This is a genomic window from Streptomyces caniferus (assembly GCF_009811555.1).
Lineage (GTDB): Bacteria > Actinomycetota > Actinomycetes > Streptomycetales > Streptomycetaceae > Streptomyces > Streptomyces caniferus.
Genome location: NZ_BLIN01000003.1, coordinates 311,229 through 329,204, shown reverse-complemented (window position 1 = coordinate 329,204; position 17,976 = coordinate 311,229). Strand labels below are relative to the sequence as shown.

The window sequence follows — 17,976 nt, the reverse complement described above, 5'->3', positions numbered from 1 at the left end:
GTTTACAAGCCAACAGTCGTATGATCGGCTTTCGGCCTTTCCTCCGGGACCCGTCCCGGAGGGCCGCACCGCCCTCCCGTGCCGCACACGTCGCGAGCCGGGTGGGACCCTGTGGACACGTCCTAGCATGCAGGCCATGAACAGCGATCTCTTCTCTTCCGAGAACATGGCCACGCCCGCGACGGCGCCCGGAATGACCCAGCAGAACGCCAAGTCGGTCAAGTACGCTCTGGACGGCGAGTGTTACGCCCGTCAGGGCTCGATGATCGCCTACCGCGGTGATCTGCAGTTCGAGAAGCAGGGCCAGGGCGTCGGCAAGTTCCTCAAGCGCGCGGTCACCGGCGAGGGGCTGGCGCTGATGGCCGTACGGGGCCGCGGCGAGGTGTGGTTCGCGCACGAAGCCGCCAACTGCTTCCTCATCGACCTCGCCCCCGGCGACGGCCTCACCGTCAACGGCCGCAATGTGCTGTGCTTCGACCCGTCCCTCTCCTACGAGATCAAGGTCGTCAAGGGCGCCGGCATGGTCGGCGGCGGGCTCTTCAACTCCGAGTTCAGCGGACAGGGCAGGCTGGCGGTGATGTGCGAGGGCAACCCCCTCGTCATCCCCGTGTCCCCCCAGTCTCCGGTCTTCGTCGACACCGATGCCGTGGTGGGCTGGAGCAGCGGCCTGCAGACCGCGCTGCACCGTTCGCAGAGCCTCGGTTCGATGCTCCGCGGCGGCTCCGGCGAGGCCGTCCAACTCCGGCTCGACGGCGAGGGCTTCGTGATAGTCCGGCCCAGCGAACTCCGTCCGGAGAAGGCTGCCGGCAACTGATCCCACGGGTGTCTCGGGCCGGCGGAACGGTGGCCGGGCGCGCGTCCAGCCAGTCGAAGACCCGCTGCTCGAACCGTGCGCGTCCCAGCGGCTCGCGGTGCGGATGCGCCCCTCGGCCGCGGAGAAGCCGACCAGCTCCTTGGGGCCCGGCAGGGCGTCGTAGCGCCGACGGGACGCGCCGGTGCCAGAAGTGCTCCCCCTCGGAATCCGTGACGAGCAGGGGCGTGGTGATCCGGTCCGTCACCGTCGCCACCGTGTACCCGGCGACCTCGGTCAGAGCTGCCGCGGTGCCGCAAGCCGCGGACGGGTGCTTTCCGGCCATCGGGTCCCTTACCCAGCGTGCGCCGGGACGCCGGCGCGGGCCGGCACCGGACGGGACGGAGGCGACTTCGCCCGGCGCGTCCCCGGCTGGCATGATCGCGCCCATGGCTGAACGCGTGATCGCCGCATGTGACGGCGCGTCGAAAGGAAACCCCGGGCCCGCGGGCTGGGCCTGGGTCGTCGCCGACGGTGAAGGAACCGTGGTGCGGTGGGAGGCCGGGCCGCTGGGCACCGCGACGAACAACGTCGGGGAACTCACGGCACTGGAACGTCTGCTGGCCGCCACCGATCCGGCCGTTGCCCTGGAGATCCGGATGGACTCCCAGTACGCGATGAAGGCCGTCACCACCTGGCTGCCCGGCTGGAAGCGCAAGGGGTGGAAGACCGCCGCGGGCAAGCCCGTCGCCAATCAGGAACTCGTGATGCGCATCGACGAGCTGCTCACGGACCGCTCCGTGGAGTTCCGGTATGTGCCGGCGCACCAGGTGGACGGCGACCCGCTCAACGACTTCGCCGACCGGGCCGCCAGCCAGGCAGCGATCGTCCAGGAGGCCGCCGGCAGCGAGCTGGGCTCCCCGCACCCGCCGCCCTCCACCGGAGCCGTCCGGCCCGCCGGCCCGCGCCGGGGAGCGTCCGGCGCGTCCGCGAAGACGGCGTCCTCGCCGAAGCGGCGCACCTCGGGGAACGCGACGCGGACCCTCAACGCCAAGTTCCCCGGACGCTGCCGCTGCGGGCGCTCCTACGCGGCGGGCGAGCCCATCACCAAGAACCCGGACGGCTGGGGGCACCCCGCCTGCCGTTCCGGCGCGGGCAGCGGCGACTGAGCTCCTCGGGCCGCGGCGCCCGGAGGCCTACGGCGCGGGCCGGGGAGTCCGCCGGTCACGAGCCTGCCGGCGGGCCCCGGCAGGCCCCGCCGCGCGCCCCGGTCCGCGGCGGAGCCTGGCCTTCGACCCGCTAGGCGGCCTTGCCGCCCTTGCCGCCCTTGGGGCCCGCCACCGGCACGTCGAGCGGGCGGGCGATACCGACCACGCCCTCGTCGAGGCGCTGGAGGTGCCGCAGCACGCGGAAGGTGACGGTGCCCGAACGCAGCGCCTCGGAACCGGCGGCATCCAGCATCGCGGCGATGCTGACGCCCGACTCCACCTCGCCCTCGGTGGTCTCCTCCAGGACCCGCGCGACGATGAGATCGATGTTGTGCGCGATCCGCCGGCCGGCGCCCGCCAGGCGCGGGTCGGCCGCGATGGTCTTGCTGTACGGCACGAGTTCCGCCGTCGCGGCCAGAGAACGGGCGTGATAGGCGGAGGTCTCCAGGAGCGCGACCAGGTACCGGACGGTCTGCCGCCGTACCCGCAGCGGGGTGATCGGATGCGTCAGGGGCTGGGTGGAGGCGCGCAGCTCGTCCAGCGCCGTGTCCAGATCGCGCGCCTTGCCGAGCAGGTCGACGGCCGGCCCGCCGCTGAGCTGCTCCACCGCGGCGGAGACGACGTCCCGCAGATGGACCAGCACCGTGCCCAGCAGCTCGTCCGTACGGCGGTCCGTGTGGACCGGCAGGACCAGCATGGCGGCGATGATCCCGCAGGCGGCGCCCAGCGCCGTCTCCTCGATGCGCAGCACCAGCACGCTCAGGCTGTAGGTGTTGAGCAGGGTGTAGAGCAGCCCGAGCATCGCGGTGACGAAGAAGGACATCAGCGCGTACGACACGGGCGCGCTGAACCACATCCCGAAGATGCAGAGCAGCACCAGGGCGAACGCGGTCCAGGTGTGGTTGCCGACCACCCCGGCAAGAGCGACACCGGCGACCACGCCGAGGACCGTGCCCACCAGCCGGCGGTAGCCCTTGACCAGGATCTCGCCCGTCGAGGCGGTGTTGAGGAAGACCACCCAGCAGGTCAGCACCGCCCAGTACCAGCGCTGGCTGGAGAGGAACTCACCGCCGATGATCGCCAGCGTCGAGCCCACCGCGACCTGGAACGCGGCACGGGTGGTGGGCCTTTGGAGCCCGGTGCGGTCCTCCTCCGCCTCTTCGGTCTCCTCGGCGCCGACGATCGCGAGATCCTCGGCGTCGAACTCCTCGCGTGAGCGGGTGGTGGCCGGAGTGTCGTCCGACTCGTCCTGCGGCCCGTCCAGCGCCAGCCGCAGACCCAGAACGGAACGCGCGGCCTCACCGACCCCGCGGAAGACGTCCTGGACGACGGAGGAGGCGCGCGGCAGGTTGTCCTCGTCGCGGTAGCCGAGCAGCCTGTTGCGTACGTGGGCCAGCGCGGTGCCGCGGTCGTCGGGCGCGCGCCGCGCGACCAGCAGGAGCAGGGAGTTCAGGTCCCGGCGCAGGGTGGCCGTCGCATCGTCCTCGGTCCGGGCAGGGGTCGCCGTGGCCGGCACGGGGGCGTGCGGCAGGTGCATGGTGAGGGTGTCCGCCCGCTCGGCGCTGCGGGCGTTGAGTATCAGCATGCCCAGGCGTTCGGCGGCGATCTCGGCATCCGCGACGCGGCGCTGTATCAGTCCCGCCGCTGCCGCGTCCCGTGTGCCCTCCTCCAGGAGGCCCTGGATCATCAGGGCCGCTTCGTGCAGCCGGGCGGTGTGCCGCCGCAGGTCGTCGAGGACCTTGTCGAGTTCGTCGGGGCCGGCGTCCAGCAGCTCCAGCTGGGTCGCCAGCAGTTGGGCGAGACGGGCCCGGAAGGCCTCGCGCAGCCGGCCCAGGGTGCGCTGGGGGGTCTGCGGGACGACGGCGAAGCGGACGACCGCGCTGCACGCGAAGGCGATGCCCAGGGTCAGATACAGCTCGGGGAGGGTCGGCACGGTGGCGCGCACGAACAGCGAGACGAAGTAGACCTGAAAGCCGATCAGGCCGAGCGCGGTGCCGCGGTCGCCGAACCGCCGGGCGTAGACGGCACCGAAGATCAGCAGGACGAAGAAGGTGTCCCCGGCGATGACCTGGGTGTGCAGCAGCGCCGCCAGGGACATGGCGGTGAGCGCGACGGGCAGGCCCAGCGCGAGCGTGATCGCCTGGCCGCGCACCTCCTTCTCCCTGATCGCGAAGGTGGCGACCATGGCCGCCATGGCGCCCGCGACCATCAGGGTGACGCCGGTGTGGAGCAGGGCGAGGGCGACGAGCGTGAGGACGATCGCCCCGACCGTCCGCAGCCCCGCCTTCAGCCGTAGCAGCCCTGGGTCGGATGCCGCGAAGCGGTCCCAGGTTCTCGTCCGAGCCCGCCTTATCGCTGCCCTCACGGTGCCGTACACTCCCGCTTCTTGCCATGATCAGGGATGCTCCAGCATCGCACGTCTGATCGGAACGACTTCATCCGCATCGTCGCCGGCGCAGCCGCAGGGCATCCGTGAGGCCGCATACCCCCGCGAACTCCCCGCACTTTCACCCCCTTTCCTTCCCCTTTGACCCGTTTGTCTTCCTCGTGCCCCTGGATTTCCCGGTGTTAGCCAGGCGTTAGCCGATCATCAGCGGCGGCGCCCAGGCTGGGTGACGCGCAACGAAAGAGGACCCACCGCCCGGCCCGCGCTCGGCTCTCCTGTGGGGATCGCCTTCGCGGGCGGCTGGGGGGAGCCGTGCGGGCCGGGCGGTGGGTGTGCACCGATGTTTCTCCGGGTGCCGGAGAAGAGGGAGTTGATGACTGATGACCATTCGTGGTCTGCGTACCGCCGCCACCGTCACCGCCGCTGTCGCCCTTGCGGTGGGAGCGGGCGCCGGAATGGCCTCCGCGGCCGGTGCGGCGGGAACCGTTGCGGCCGCCGCGTGCGGGCCCGGGACGCTGAAGGTCACGACCACCGACGCGGGTTCGGGCCAGGCCGGCATGAATCACGAGGGCACCTACCTGAAGGTGACCAACGCCGGCGACAGCACGTGCGCGATATCCGGTTACCCGGGGCTGGCGCTGGAGGGTGCCGGTCACACGGCCCTGAAGACCACCGCGCACCACGGTGACACCTACTTCGCCAAGGACCCGGGGGCGCACCGGATCACCCTGAAGCCGGGCAAGAGCGCCTTCGCCGACCTGGTCTGGTCGCACGCCGGACCGTCCTCCGCGCAGGCGAAGTACCTGCAGGTGTCCCCGACGGGCGGCAACTCGCACAGCGTCGTGGCGTTCGACAACGCCGTGGACGGCGGGGAGCTGTCCGTGACGGCCTGGGCGGCGACCCCGCCCGGCGCTTCCTGACCGCTGCCTGCACACCGAGGGCCCGACGCACCGCGCGTCGGGCCCTCGGCGTGCATCCGGCCCGGGTCAGCCGCGGGCACCGGCCAGCAGTCCGCGGTACCACTCGACGGTGGCGTCGAGGGTGGCGGCCAGGGGGGTCGGGTGGACGCCGAAGGCCTGGGTGAAGGCCGTGGAGTCCACGATCTGCGGCTCGGTGTGCTGGTAGAACATCTCCGCGTACTCCGCCATGAAGGAGGCGTCGAACGGACCGAAGGGGCGCGGCTCGGGAAGGACCACGCGGCGCAACGGGCGGCCCACCCGCTCCTCGATCATCGTGTGGATCTCGCGGGTGGTGACCGCGGGCGCGGTGGGCAGGTGCCAGACCCTGCCGTCGCCTTCCGGGAGCGCGCCGAGGGTGGCGAGGCCGGTCGCGACGTCCCGGATGTCCGTGTAGCTGTGCGGCAGATCGATATCGCCCATACCGAGGACCTCCCCACCGGTCAGCGCGCCGGGGAAGACCGCTCCGCCGAGGGTCGAGTTGAGCACGCCGGGGCCGACGAAGTCCGCCGACCGCCCGAGGACGACCTGGGCGCGCCCCGCGCGGTGGGCGTCGAGGTAGCGCTCGTCCAGCTCCGCCCGCATCCGCCCCTTGCGGCTGGTCGCCCGCCACGGGGTGTCCTCCGTCATCGCCTCGCCCTGCGTCGGGCCGTACGGGTACAGCGTGTCCAGGACGACCAGGCGGGCGCCCGTGGTCTCCACGGCGGTCAGCACCGCGCGCTGGACCCGGGGCATCACCTCGACCTGGCGGTGATAGTCGACGTTCACGCAGTGGTAGACGACGGCGGCGCCCTCGACGGCGGCCAGCGCCCCGTCGGCCGTGCTCACATCGGCGGCGTACCGCTCGATGCCCTCGACGGCGCTGTCCGGTACGGAACGGCTCACCAGTCGTACGGCGTGACCACGGCGGGCGAGTTCGCCGGCGAGTGCGGTACCTGCGGGCCCGGCGCCGAGCACTGCGTGGAGGGGGCGTTCTGCGGCAGACATGGCGGTTCCTTCTCTACGGGTCGACGACCGACGGGTGGGGCCCGAAGGGTGGGGGAGCGGGAGGGGCTTCGCCGCGCCCTCTCGTTCCGCGTTCCGTTCTGTTATAGACCATAACTCTAGTGAAGCCCTATCGCAACGGTTGGGTTGGTTAGGGTTGGCGATGACCGCTCACGCTCACCGGATGCCGTCGCGAACGCAGGAGGAGAACATGGCCGCCGAGGCACGGAGCCCCCGGGCCCGCTACCGCGAGCAGAACCGCGCGGAGATCAAGACGGCCGCGCTGAAACAGCTCGCCGAAGGGGGCATCCAGGCCGTGGCGCTCACCCGGATCGCCAAGGACATGGGGCTGTCCGGCCCGGCCCTCTACCGCTACTTCGCCGGCCGGGACGACCTGCTGGGCGAGCTGATCCGGGACGCGTACGACGAGGTGGCGCGCACCATGGAGGGCGTCGACGCGAGGCCCGCCGACGGTGCGCGGGCCACCCTGCATGCGCTCGCCGACGCCTACCGGAGCTGGGCCGTCGCGCAGCCGCACCGCTATCTGCTGATCCAGGGAACCCCGGTCCCCGGCTACGCGGCGCCGCCCGACACGCTCCTGCGCGCGCGAGCCGTCCTCGGCCCGTTCCTCAAGGTGTTCGCCGCGGGCGTCGCCGGCGAGGCGCTGCGGCCGGTCGTCGACGAAATGGCCGCCTGGGCCCGCGGGGACGACGGCGTCGCCGACTGGCTGGCCCGGCACACCGGACTGGCGCCGGACGACGCGGCGGCCGCGACCGCCCTCGCCGGGACGGTGCTGGCCTGGTCGCAACTGCACGGCACGGTCGGCCTGGAGGTGTCCGGCCAGTACGCCGGGATGGGGCATCAGGCGCAGACGCTGCTCACCGCCCAGATCGACGTCCTGGCCGACTCCTTCCGGTTGTGACGGCGGTGGCGACGGCCGCGGTGACGGCCGCGGACGGAACGGCGGCCGGGTGCGGCGCACGCGTATGCTCCACACCCGGCCGCCGGGGGCGCGGGATCAGCGCCCGGCCGGCTCGCGCGGCGGCATCCAGTGGTGGACCGTGAAGCCGCCCTTCTCCAGGGTCTCGAACGGGGCCGAGCCCAGGCACCTGCCGACGCTGTTCTTCGGCAGGCCGTCCATGGCCCAGCTGTAACCCAGCCGGTCCTCCTTGCCGCCGTCCAGGACGGTGAAGCCGAACCGCTTGCCCCGGAGGTCCCCGATCTTCGGCAGGCCCGGTGCGTTCTTGAAGTGCGACTCGGTCACGACGCCGGTGGCGACGGCCACCGGACCACCCGTCAGCAGGCAGTCGATCCGGCCCTTGGCATATCCGCCCCAGTCCTTGCCGAGGTGGTGGCTGACGAAGAACGTGCCGCGCGCCCCGTCGGCGAACCCATGGGCGTCGAAACGGAAGCGGACGTCGTCGCCGGGCTGCCGGGCGAGCTTGCCCGAGCCCGTCAGCGACGGTTCCCCGGCGCCCTGCCGGACGGCCCGGGGGCCGGTCCCGGCGGCCGCGGCCGGCGCGGTCGTGCCCAGGGTCAGCGCGGCCGCCGTACAGGCGGCGAGGGCGGCGGCGGCCACGACGAACGAGCGGCGGATTCGAGGCATTGCGTCCTCCTGGGGATGCGGTCATCGACCGGAATCGGTGCGGCAGAGCGGCGATTCCCGCCGCTGCTCACCACGGTTCCGTGCGCCGCGCCGCTGTACATCGCCCCCCAAGGGGGTGCGACTCCGCCGCACGGCGGAAGCGGGAGGGGTACCCGGGGCCGATGCGGGCACGGGGCCACCCGCTTCACCGCTGGTCCTGCCGCGGGGCCTCCGCCGCCGGCCCGCGCGCCGGGAGCTGCCGCCGTTGGTGTCAGAGGGGACCGGTGCCGTGCGTGGTGTGTGGAGTGAGGCGGCGGGGGAGGGCAGGGTCGGCGTGGGCATCGGTCCTGTGCCCGGCCGGACGGCCCCCGGGCCCCGCCGGCCGGCGGCCGTGGCGCCGGGCGGTCCCGGCACCACGGCTGAACGCGGCCCCGTTCGGGGCGCCCTGCGGTACGAGGGCGGAGCCCGGCCAGTGGAGCGCGAGGCGAAGGGCGTGTGTCGTGGGTGTCGGTTTCACGGAAGAGTCGACGTCGGTGACGGCAGCGGCGTCGGCGGTGCCGCAGCGCGTGGTGCTCGCCGCCCGCCCGCAGGCGGCGCTGCGCCTGTACTGCGTGCCGCCCGCCGGGGCCGGCCCGGACTGCTATCTGCGATGGGCGCCCCTGCTGCCGTCCTGGATCGAGCCGTGCTCGGTGGCACTGCCCGGCCGGGGAGCCCGCTCCGCCGAGCCGTCGCTGACCGACCCCGCCTACCTCAGCGCCCGGCTCGCCTCGGTGCTGGACGACTGGGCCGACCCCCGCCCGTTCGCGGTCTTCGGCCACAGTGCGGGCGCGCTGCTGGCCTACGAGGCGACCCGGCATCTGCGGCGCACCCACGGCCGCCTGCCCGCACTGCTGGCGGTGTCCTCGCTGTCGGCACCGCATATCGACGCCTACAGTGCCGGGCTGCCGCCACGCCTGACGGCCGGCCTGGAGGGCCTCCGGGAACTCGTCGGCCCGATCCCCGAACAACTGCTGGCCGATGCGCGGCTGATGGCCGCGGCCTGCACCCCGCTGCTGGCCGACTGCCTGCTGCTCCTGCACTACCGGCACCGCACCGGCCCCCCGCTCGACGTGCCGCTGGCCCTCTACGGCGGCGAGCAGGACCCCGTCACTCCCGTACCGGAACTCCGGGCCTGGAACGACCTGGTCAGCACGCCCGCGGACACCCAGCTCTTCCCCGGCGGGCACACCTACCTGCAGACCGGGACGAAGGCACTGGTGGACCACCTCACCGGTGCGCTCGACACCGTCCTCCACCGCCCGGTGGCGACGGCATGACGGCCGCTTCGCCGACCGCGGGACCGGCCGCAGGACGGGCCGGAGGGCCCGCCGGACCTGCGCGGCGCGGGGGAGCGGCCGCCGTGGTGTGCCTCGGCCTGTTCATGCTCGGCCTGGACCTGACGGTCCTCAACGTCGCCGTCCCCGACCTGCAGGACGACCTGGACACCTCCACCGCGCAGGTGCAGTGGATCGTGGACGGCTTCGCCCTGGTACTGGGCGGCACGGTGCTGGCCGTCGGAGCCTTCACCGATGCCTGGGGCCGGCGGCGGTCCTTCGTCTGCGGGGTGGCGGTCTGCGGAGGCGCCTCGCTCGGCGGCGCGCTGGCCGGACACCCCTGGCAGGTGATCGCCGCGCGCTGCGGCATGGGGGCCGGGGCGGCCCTGCTGATGCCGGCCACGCTGGCGGTCCTCCACCACCTCTTCCCCGAACCCCGGCTGCGCAGCCGGGCGATCGCCGCCTGGGCCGCGGTCGGCGGCATGGGCGGGCTGTGCGGTCCGGTCATCGGCGGCTGGCTGGTGGAGCACTCCTCCTGGCGCGCCGCGTTCTGGATCAATCTGCCGCTGTCCGCCGTCGTCATCGTCCTGGCCCTCGCCCTGGTGCCCGAGTCGCATACGCGGCGGCGCGGCGGCTTCGACGTGCCCGGTGCCGCGCTGTCGGCCGCGGGACTGCTGGCGCTGGTGTGGTCGATCACCGAGAGCCCGCACCGCGGCTGGACCAGCCCGGCCGCACTCACCGGATTCACCGTCGCCGCCCTGCTGCTGGCCGCCTTCGTCGGCCGGCAACTGCGCACGCCCGCCCCCATGCTCCCGTTGTACCTGCTGCGGGTGCCGGGCATCGGCGTGGCCGCGGCGGCCCTGGCCCTGATGTCCTTCGCCATGTTCGGCGCGCTCTTCGTCCTGACCCTCTACCTCCAGGGCGTGCTCGGCTTCAGCCCCTGGCAGGCCGGTGTGCGGACGCTGCCGCTGCCGGCCGGACTCGCGCTGGGCGCGGTGTGCGCCGTACCCGTACGGGCCAGGCTGGGCGGCAGGCTCCCCGTCGTCGGCGGACTGCTGCTGGTGACGGCCGGCTTCGCCGTCCTGGCGACCACCACCCCCGACTCCGGCTACCCGCACTGCGCGGCCTTCCAACTGGTCGCGGGCGTGGGCGCCGGCCTGGTGGCGGCGGCGGCCACCGAGTCGGTGATGGGCTCGGTCGCCACCGAACGGGCCGGACTCGGCTCGGCCATCAACGACGCCACCCGCCAGGTCGGCTCCGCGCTCGGGGTGGCCGTCCAGGGCTCCCTGCTCGCCGCCGTCTTCACCTCCCGGTTCAGCACCTCCCTCGCCGGTCTGCACGCCCCGGCGCTGGTGACGGAAGCGGCCGAGCACAGCATGCTGTCCGTCCCCGCACAGGCGATGCGGCTGCCCGGCCCGCTGCGCGCCGGGGTGCTGGCCGCCGCGCGCCGGGCCTTCACGGACGCGATGACGCTCACCGCCGTCGTCGCCGGAGCCGTCACCCTGGTCACCGCCGTCGCGGCGGCACGCTGGCTCGGCCGGCCGCCCGCGTCCCACGCCGCCCGCCTCCCCTGTGACGGCCCTGCCGCCCCGCCGGCCGCGGCCGGAGCCCGGCGAGGATCCGCAGCCGGGGCTATAGAGCGATAAGTCACTCGTTCGGAGGTGCCTTCAAGGCCGCTGCCCGAGCACCGGGTCGGAGAAAGTAGGGAGCGCGAGACCGCTCCCCGCGCACCGGTCTCCGGTGCCGACCGCCGCCCGCCTGCCTGGAGCCGCGATGCACCGCCCCGCCCGCACCGGCACGTACCGGGGTGTCCCGAGCCGCCGCTGAACGGACGCGCGGTGCCCGCGGGCACCGACGTACCGCGCCCGGACAGTGCCGCGCCGTGGCCTTCGCCGGCACCACCTCACCCACCGAAGGAGTCACCGTGTCCACCAGTACCGAGCTGATCACCAGCACTCTCACCGAGACCTTCGATCTGGACCCGGCCGAGGTCACCCCCGAGCGCACCTTCGAGGACCTGGGGCTGGACTCGCTCGCGCTGGTCGAGATGGGGCTGATGCTGCAGGAACGCACCGGGATCTCGCTGGAGGACGTTCCGCTGCAGACGAGCATCGAGGAGCTGGCGGCCCTCATGGACGCCCAGGACGCCGACTCGGCGCTGTTCGCGGCGCCGCACAGCGGGGCCTGATGCCCGGTCAGTGCCGCGAGGTCGCCGTCACCGGCCTCGGGGTCATCAGCCCGGCCGGGATCGGCGCCCGGGCAACCTGGGACGGCCTGCTCACCGGCCGGTCCACCGCCGCCCGGGACCCCGAACTCGCGGGCCTGCCGGTGGACATCTCCTGCCGGGTGCCGGACTTCGACACCGCCGCCCTGGTCGGCCGGAAAGCCGCCTGGCGGCTGGACCGCTTCGTCGCCATGGCCCTCCTCGCCGCCCGGCACGCCGTCGCCGACGCCGGTCTGGACCCCACTGACTGGGACCCCGCGCGCGTCGGGGTGGTCATGGGGACGGGCACGGGCAGCATGGAGCGCTACGTCGGCGAGTTCGCCAAGCTCGCGGCCGGCCGGCCGCTGGACATCTCGCCGCTCGCCATCACCCGCAGCGTGCCCAACATGGCGGCCGCCGAGATCGCCCTCGACCTGACGGTCACCGGACCCAACTTCGCGGTCTCCACCGCCTGCGCCTCCGGCAGCAGCGCCCTGGGCATCGCCCGTGACCTGCTGCGCTCCGGGACCTGCGACATCGTCCTGGCCGGCGGGGCGGAATCCGCGCGCCACCCCATCCCCGCCGCCTGCTTCCACCGCATGGGCGCCCTCTCCACACGGACGGCCGACCCCGCGGGCGCCTGCCGCCCCTTCGACGCCGCACGCGACGGCTTCGTCCTCTCCGAAGGCGCGGCCGTCCTGGTGCTGGAACGCCCCGCCCATGCGCAGGCCCGCGGTGCCCGCCCGCGCGCACACCTGGTCGGCTACGGGGCGAGCTGCGACGCCTACCACTACGCCGCCCCCGACCCGGACGGCCGGGGAGCGGCGGCGGCCCTCACCGCGGCCCTGGCGGACGCCGGCGCGGTGCCCGGGGACATCGACCACATCAACGCGCACGGCACCGGAACCCGGCGCAACGACCTGGCCGAGGCCAAGGCGCTGCACAGCGTGTTCCCCGCGCCTCCCGCCGTCACTTCCCTCAAGGGCGCGCTCGGCCACGCCATCGGAGCCGCGGGCGCCATCGAAGCGGCCGTCACCGTCATGAGCCTGCAACGGGACACCGTCCCGCCCACCGTCAACCACGAAGACACCGACCTCGACATCGACCTGGACATCGTGGCCAAAGTCCCCCGCACCACGGCCCAGTCCGCCGCCGCCAGCCTCTCCATCGGATTCGGCGGCCAGAACGCCGCACTGGTCTTCCGCTCCGCCTGACGCGCGCCCGGACCGGCGAACAGCCGGGTGCGCGCCGCCCCCTTCGCCCGTCGACGCGACGAGAGGACTCACGATGCGCCCTCGTACCGGGGCCGGCGCACACCCCGCGGTGCGCAGGGACGCACACCGCGACACCGGCCCGCTGTCCCGCGTCCGGCCGTTCGGGGGCGTGCCCGCCCGCAGTGCCGAAGGGGGCGGTTCATGAGAGCGGTCACAGGCCCCACCGACCATGTGGTGGTGGTCGGCGCCGGTCTCTCCGGACTGTCCGCCACGCTGCATCTGCTCGGTGCCGGCCGACGGGTGACGGTCGTCGAGCGCGAGGCGCAGCCCGGCGGACGGGCCGGCCGGATCGACAGCCACGGCTACCGCATCGACACCGGACCGACCGTGCTGACCATGCCGGACCTCATCGACGAGGCGTTCGCGGCGGTCGGCGAACGGCTCGCCGACCGGCTGGAGCTGCGGGCACTGCACCCGGCGTACCGCGCCCGGTTCGCCGACGGCAGCGAGCTGGACGTGCACACGGACGCACAGGCCATGGAGGCGGAGGTCGAACGGTTCGCCGGCGCCGGGGCGGCCGACGGCTACCGACGGCTGCGGCACTGGCTCCAGCAGCTGTACGCGGTCCAGCGGCACCGCTTCATCGACGCCAACTTCGACTCACCGCTGCAACTGCTGCACCCGGACCTCGTCCGCCTCGCCGCGCTCGGCGGCTTCGGCCGGCTCGACGCCCGCATCGGCCGCTTCCTGCCGGACCCGCGGCTGCGCCGGGTCTTCTCCTTCCAGGCGCTGTACGCCGGTGTGCCGCCCGCCCGCGCCCTGGCCGCCTACGCCGTCATCGCCTACATGGACACGGTCGCCGGGGTGTACTTCCCGCGCGGCGGGATGCACGCCCTGCCCCGGGCCATGGCCGCCGCGGCCGCCGACGCCGGTGCCGCGTTCCGCTACGGCCATCCGGTCACCCGGCTGGAACGCCGCGGCGACCGGATCACGGCCGTGGTCACCGCACACGAGCGCATCCCCTGCGACGCGGTGGTCCTCACCCCCGACCTCCCGGTCGTCCACCGGCTGCTCGGCCGCCGCCCCCGCCGCCCGCTGCGCCTCCGTCACGCGCCCTCCGCCGTGGTCCTGCACGCCGGCACCGACCGCACGTGGCCACGGCTGGCACACCACACGCTCTCCTTCGGCGCCGCGTGGGAGCGGACCTTCGACGAACTCACCCGCACCGGACGGCTGATGAGCGACCCCTCGCTGCTCGTCACCCGCCCCACCGCCTCCGACCCGGAACTCGCCCCGCCCGGGCGGCACTTGCACTACATCCTGGCGCCCTGTCCCAACACCGAGACCGGCCCCGGCGCAGCGGACTGGCACGACCTGGCACCCCGGTACCGCGACAGCCTGCTCGCCGTACTGGAGCGCCGCGGACTGACCGGCATCGGTACCGCCATCGAAGTCCAGCACCTGGTCACCCCCGCCGACTGGACCGCGCAGGGACTCGCCGCCGGAACCCCCTTCTCGGCCGCCCACACCCTGGCGCAGACCGGCCCCTTCCGCCCCCGCAACCTCGTGCGCGGCACGGAGAACGCCGTGCTGGCGGGCTGCGGCACCACCCCGGGCGTCGGTGTCCCCACCGTCCTGATCTCCGGCAAGCTCGCCGCCGCCCGGATCACCGGCCCGCGGCCCGCCCGGTCCCCCGCGGGCACCGCCCGCCGCACCCCGAGAGGCATCCCCGCATGACCGCTCGCGAACTGGACGCCGCAGGCATCACCGACCCCCTCCTGCGCGACGCCTACGCCCACTGCCGCCGGCTCAACGCCCGGCACGGCAGGACCTACTTCCTCGCCACCCGGCTGCTGCCCGTGGAGCGACGGCCTGCCGTCCACGCCCTGTACGGCTTCGCCCGCCGGGCCGACGACCTCGTCGACGATCCCGGACCCGGCCGCACCACCGCCGACCGCGCACGGGCGCTCGGTGCCCTCCAGCGCTGCCTGGAGGAGGGCCTGCGCGGGGGAGAGACCGCGGAGCCGGTGGTGCGCGCGGTGGCGCACACCGCTGCCGTGTACCGCATCGACCACCGGCACTTCGCGGACTTCATGGCGTCGATGCGCAGCGATCTGACGGTCACGGACTACCCGACGTACGAGGACCTGCGCCGCTATGTGCACGGCTCGGCCGCGGTGATGGGGCTGGAGATGCTCCCGGTGCTCGGCACGGTCGTGCCGCAGGAGGAGGCCGCCCCGCACGCCGCGGCCCTCGGCATCGCCTTCCAGCTCACCAACTTCCTGCGCGACGTCGGAGAGGACCTCGACCGGGGCCGGATCTATCTGCCCGCCGACCTGCTGGCGGCGCACGGCGTCGACCGCGCCCTGCTCCGGTGGAGCCGGGACACCGGCCACCGCGACCCGCGGATCACCGCGGCCATGACGGCGGCCGCCGAACTCACCCGCGGCGTCTACCGCGAGGCGGCACCCGGCCTCGCCCTGCTCGACCCGGTCTCGCGGCCGTGCATCCGCACCGCGTTCGTCCTCTACAGCGCCATCCTCGACGCCGTGCGCGACGACGGGTACGCCGTGCTGCACCGCCGCTCGGTGGTCTCCCGCCGACGCCGCGCGGCCACCGCCGCCGGCGGTCTGGTCCGGGTAGCCGCCGCCCGCATCGCCGCCCGCCGCCCCGCCGTGCCGCGTGCCGGGGTGCCGCACCGCCCGCAGAAGGAGACCTCATGACCCAGGAGGCCCGCCGGCCCGCGCGGCTCCCGCTCCGGCTGCGCCGCAGGCCCGTGCGGTGGGAGGCGCAGCGTCCGACCTGGCGCGAGGCGAAACCCGCGCTCCTCGCCGACGCCGTCAAGGCCGCCCTCGCCCGCCCGTCGGGCAACTGGTTCGTCCTCGGCGCGACCGGCGACATCGGCGCCCGCCGCTCCTTCGGCCGTACCGTCGCCGGCGTCGAGGTCGTCGCCTGGCGCGACGCGGCGGGCCGGCTGCTCGCCGGGCCGGGGGCCTGCCCGCACCTCGGCGCGCCGCTGGACCGGAGCCCCGTGCACGGCGGCACCCTCCGCTGCCGTTGGCACGGACTCGCCCTGGACGGCGCCCCGTTCGCCGGCTGGGAGCCGTTCCCCGCCCACGACGACGGTCTGCTGGCCTGGGTACGCCTCGACGAGGCCGGCGGCGAACCGCCGCTGCCCGAGCCGGTCCTCCCGCTCCGGCCGCGGACGGCGGGCGCCGTCACCGCCGTCCACACCGTCACCGGGGTCTGCGACCCCGAGGACGTGATCGCCAACCGCCTCGACCCGTGGCACGGCGCATGGTTCCACCCGTACTCCTTCGTCGACCTGACCGTGGTGGACCCCTCACCGGAGCGCGGTACGGAGCGGTCCGACGGCATCGCCGTCGAGGTCTCCTTCAAGGTCGCCGGACGCGCCGTGGTGCCGGTCACGGCCCGTTTCGCCGCCCCCGAGCCCCGCACCGTGGTGATGCACATCGAGGCGGGCGAGGGCCAGGGCTCCGTGGTGGAGACCCATGCCACGCCGCTGGGCCCGGACGACCGGGGACGCCCGCGCACCGCGGTCACCGAGGCGATCGTCGCCACGTCCCGGCGCCCCGGATTCGCCCTCGCCCACGCTGCCGCGCCCGCCCTGCGCCCGCTGATGCGCGCCGCCTCCCGACGGCTGTGGCGCGACGACCTGGCCTACGCCGAGCGCCGCTGGGAGCTGCGCAGCAGCGGACGCCATCCGGGCTGAACCCGGCCCGCCACGTGGAGGTACCGGGAGCACACCCCGGTCACCTGTCCGCCCACCGCGCCGCCCACCGCAGCGCCGCGGAGCGCCCCCTGTCCGGCACGGTCCACAGGGTCTGGCCGCGTACGCCCCAGCGCCCCAGCAGCGCGTTGGCCGCGAGGAACCCGGTCGTCGCGGCGCGCTCCATCAGGGCCACCGGGAACGGTGTGCGCACCGCGTCGCCCGCGACCACCACCCGTGGGTCGGGCGTGCGCACGGTCGGCCGGTCGCCGAAGCCGCCCACCGGGAACAGCGGACAGTCCGCCCGCCACTCGTGCCGCCGGTCGACGATCCGCACGCCGCGGGTCTCCGGATAGACGGCGTGCAACTGCTCCACCAGACGCCGCTGTTCGCGCCCCCGGTCGGCGCCCGGGGCGACGGCGTAGGCGTGCAGTTCGAGCACCGAACCGCCGGTGCGGGCCGACCAGCGGGCCGCCTCCCCCTCCCAGCGCTCCAGCACACTGACATTGTCCAACGAGCCGAAGCCGCTGGTGCCCAGGAAACCCGGCCGGTCGGCGCGCACCCGCCGCTCCAGCCACAGCCGCGACACCAGGAAGGGCGGCGCGGTCCGCAGCCGTCCGATACGCGCCCGCCATGCCGCGTCCCCCAACTTCCCGGACGCGGCGACGAGTTGCCGCAGCCCACCGGTGTCCAGCGCGAGCACCACCGCGTCGAACCGGTGCTCCTCGCCCCGCGCGACGACCCGCACCCCGCCGCCGGCCACCGGCTCGACCCCCGTCACCGCCGTGTCCGTGCACAGCCGCACCCCGTGCCCCGTCAGGTACCGGGCGAGGGGGTGCCACAACGCCTGCGGAAAGGGCTCGGCGGGCACATCGAAGAGCAGCCCCTCGCTGGAGCCGAGGAAGTAGATGTGGAACATCAACACCAGCTCGGCGGCCGACAGTTCCCGCGGGTCCGCGAAGAAACTCCGGGAGAACACCTCGAACGCGAGGTGCCGCGCGGCCTCGGGGAAGCGGATGCGGGAGAGGAAGTCATGGGCGCTGATGCCGTCCAGACGCTCATAGACCTGCGGCACCCGTACGTCGAGCAGCGGCAGGGCCGCACCGGGCCGCATCCGCACCAGGTCCCGCCAGGTGAACGTCGGACTGAGCGCCACGAATCCCAGCGCGCTCCACGGCGGTGTCCGTGGCACCCGCGCGAAACTGTCCCGCGCGCCCGCACGGTGGTGCAGCGGATAGTCGGGCAGCCGCCTGAGCACGTCCAGCCCCGGGTCAACCCGGCGCAGCAGCCCCCGCAGGTTGTAGTACTGCGGAAAGAACGCATGGAACCCACGGCTCATGGTCGCCGTCGACCCGTCGGCGAGCCGCACCGGCCAGCCCGCCAGCCGGCCGCCCAGCTCCCCTCCCCGTTCGTACAACGTCACCCGCACGCCCCGCTCGGCCAGCGCGGTCGCGGCCGAGAGGCCCGCGATACCGCCGCCGACCACCGCCACAGCGGGCCCGTCGGCCGCTGCCCGATCCCGCCCCGGCGGCCCCGGCAGCCGTTGCGCCCGGCGGTCGCGTCCGTGCCGCGCGGCCCCGCTCCGCGCGCGCCCGGGGGAGGTCACG

The 17,976-nt window shown here is 74.3% G+C and carries 15 protein-coding genes; 11 read left to right on the top strand and 4 right to left on the bottom strand.

Annotated elements, in window-relative coordinates:
* Positions 1–136: 136 nt before the first annotated feature.
* Both Scani_RS10155 and Scani_RS10150 read left to right on the top strand, forming a co-directional pair.
* The gene (locus Scani_RS10155) at positions 137–814 is read left to right on the top strand and encodes an AIM24 family protein (RefSeq protein WP_159472609.1); all 678 of its coding nucleotides are present in this window, start codon (positions 137–139) and stop codon (positions 812–814) included.
* Positions 815–1,227: 413 nt separating this feature from the next.
* Positions 1,228–1,959 (top strand): ribonuclease H family protein, encoded by a 732-nt coding sequence (locus Scani_RS10150; protein ID WP_159472606.1) that lies wholly within the window; start codon positions 1,228–1,230, stop codon positions 1,957–1,959.
* A gap of 130 nt (positions 1,960–2,089) precedes the next feature.
* Here Scani_RS10150 and Scani_RS10145 read toward each other — a convergent pair whose 3' ends face one another.
* A complete protein-coding gene (locus Scani_RS10145) occupies positions 2,090–4,363 on the bottom strand; it encodes an FUSC family protein (protein ID WP_159472603.1) in 2,274 nt (757 codons plus the stop codon).
* Positions 4,364–4,764: 401 nt separating this feature from the next.
* On the opposite strand from Scani_RS10145, the gene Scani_RS10140 reads away from it, so the two are divergent.
* Entirely contained in the window at positions 4,765–5,304 is a 540-nt protein-coding gene (locus Scani_RS10140; protein ID WP_159472600.1) for a DUF4232 domain-containing protein, read from the top strand.
* A gap of 66 nt (positions 5,305–5,370) precedes the next feature.
* Here Scani_RS10140 and Scani_RS10135 read toward each other — a convergent pair whose 3' ends face one another.
* Complete coding sequence (locus Scani_RS10135) at positions 5,371–6,327, bottom strand: NAD-dependent epimerase/dehydratase family protein (protein ID WP_159472597.1); 957 nt, start codon at positions 6,325–6,327, stop codon at positions 5,371–5,373.
* 208 nt (positions 6,328–6,535) lie between these two features.
* Between Scani_RS10135 and Scani_RS10130 the strand changes: the two genes are divergently transcribed.
* Positions 6,536–7,246 (top strand): TetR/AcrR family transcriptional regulator, encoded by a 711-nt coding sequence (locus Scani_RS10130; RefSeq protein WP_159475655.1) that lies wholly within the window; start codon positions 6,536–6,538, stop codon positions 7,244–7,246.
* A gap of 96 nt (positions 7,247–7,342) precedes the next feature.
* Here the strand turns inward: Scani_RS10130 and Scani_RS10125 are convergent, their stop codons facing one another.
* Positions 7,343–7,930, bottom strand: coding sequence for a hypothetical protein (locus tag Scani_RS10125; RefSeq protein ID WP_159472594.1), 588 nt, complete (start codon positions 7,928–7,930; stop codon positions 7,343–7,345).
* A 512-nt stretch (positions 7,931–8,442) separates the two neighbouring features.
* On the opposite strand from Scani_RS10125, the gene Scani_RS10120 reads away from it, so the two are divergent.
* From Scani_RS10120 to Scani_RS10090, 7 genes are all read left to right on the top strand, one after another.
* Positions 8,443–9,225: a thioesterase II family protein gene (locus tag Scani_RS10120; RefSeq protein WP_159472591.1), complete on the top strand. Its 783-nt coding sequence runs from the start codon at positions 8,443–8,445 to the stop codon at positions 9,223–9,225.
* An 83-nt stretch (positions 9,226–9,308) separates the two neighbouring features.
* Positions 9,309–10,868 carry an MFS transporter gene (locus Scani_RS10115; protein ID WP_246295678.1) on the top strand — a complete coding sequence of 520 codons (1,560 nt, stop codon included), beginning with the start codon at positions 9,309–9,311 and terminating at the stop codon, positions 10,866–10,868.
* A 278-nt stretch (positions 10,869–11,146) separates the two neighbouring features.
* Positions 11,147–11,410 carry an acyl carrier protein gene (locus Scani_RS10110; protein ID WP_159472585.1) on the top strand — a complete coding sequence of 88 codons (264 nt, stop codon included), beginning with the start codon at positions 11,147–11,149 and terminating at the stop codon, positions 11,408–11,410.
* Entirely contained in the window at positions 11,410–12,639 is a 1,230-nt protein-coding gene (locus Scani_RS10105; RefSeq protein WP_159472582.1) for a beta-ketoacyl-[acyl-carrier-protein] synthase family protein, read from the top strand. The genes Scani_RS10110 and Scani_RS10105 overlap by 1 nt, the downstream gene beginning before the upstream one ends.
* Before the next feature lie 201 nt (positions 12,640–12,840).
* A complete protein-coding gene (gene crtI, locus Scani_RS10100) occupies positions 12,841–14,376 on the top strand; it encodes a phytoene desaturase family protein (RefSeq protein ID WP_159472579.1) in 1,536 nt (511 codons plus the stop codon).
* On the top strand, positions 14,373–15,362 hold the full coding sequence (locus Scani_RS10095) for a phytoene/squalene synthase family protein (RefSeq protein WP_159472576.1): 990 nt from the start codon (positions 14,373–14,375) through the stop codon (positions 15,360–15,362). Before crtI ends, Scani_RS10095 begins: the two co-directional genes overlap by 4 nt.
* Complete coding sequence (locus Scani_RS10090) at positions 15,359–16,372, top strand: Rieske (2Fe-2S) protein (protein WP_159472573.1); 1,014 nt, start codon at positions 15,359–15,361, stop codon at positions 16,370–16,372. Before Scani_RS10095 ends, Scani_RS10090 begins: the two co-directional genes overlap by 4 nt.
* A 40-nt stretch (positions 16,373–16,412) precedes the next feature.
* Here Scani_RS10090 and Scani_RS10085 read toward each other — a convergent pair whose 3' ends face one another.
* Positions 16,413–17,975 (bottom strand): FAD-dependent oxidoreductase, encoded by a 1,563-nt coding sequence (locus Scani_RS10085; RefSeq protein WP_159472570.1) that lies wholly within the window; start codon positions 17,973–17,975, stop codon positions 16,413–16,415.
* Between the last annotated feature and the right edge of the window lies 1 nt (position 17,976).

Excerpts from the sequence above, each read along its gene's own strand:
- Scani_RS10140 (WP_159472600.1), top strand. The coding sequence starts at position 4,765 with ATGACCATTCGTGGTCTGCGTACCGCCGCCACCGTCACCGCCGCTGTC.
- Scani_RS10125 (WP_159472594.1), bottom strand. The coding sequence starts at position 7,930 with ATGCCTCGAATCCGCCGCTCGTTCGTCGTGGCCGCCGCCGCCCTCGCC.
- Scani_RS10155 (WP_159472609.1), top strand. The coding sequence starts at position 137 with ATGAACAGCGATCTCTTCTCTTCCGAGAACATGGCCACGCCCGCGACG.
- Scani_RS10090 (WP_159472573.1), top strand. The coding sequence starts at position 15,359 with ATGACCCAGGAGGCCCGCCGGCCCGCGCGGCTCCCGCTCCGGCTGCGC.
- Scani_RS10135 (WP_159472597.1), bottom strand. The coding sequence starts at position 6,327 with ATGTCTGCCGCAGAACGCCCCCTCCACGCAGTGCTCGGCGCCGGGCCC.
- Scani_RS10150 (WP_159472606.1), top strand. The coding sequence starts at position 1,228 with ATGATCGCGCCCATGGCTGAACGCGTGATCGCCGCATGTGACGGCGCG.
- crtI (WP_159472579.1), top strand. The coding sequence starts at position 12,841 with ATGAGAGCGGTCACAGGCCCCACCGACCATGTGGTGGTGGTCGGCGCC.
- Scani_RS10130 (WP_159475655.1), top strand. The coding sequence starts at position 6,536 with ATGGCCGCCGAGGCACGGAGCCCCCGGGCCCGCTACCGCGAGCAGAAC.
- Scani_RS10095 (WP_159472576.1), top strand. The coding sequence starts at position 14,373 with ATGACCGCTCGCGAACTGGACGCCGCAGGCATCACCGACCCCCTCCTG.
- Scani_RS10105 (WP_159472582.1), top strand. The coding sequence starts at position 11,410 with ATGCCCGGTCAGTGCCGCGAGGTCGCCGTCACCGGCCTCGGGGTCATC.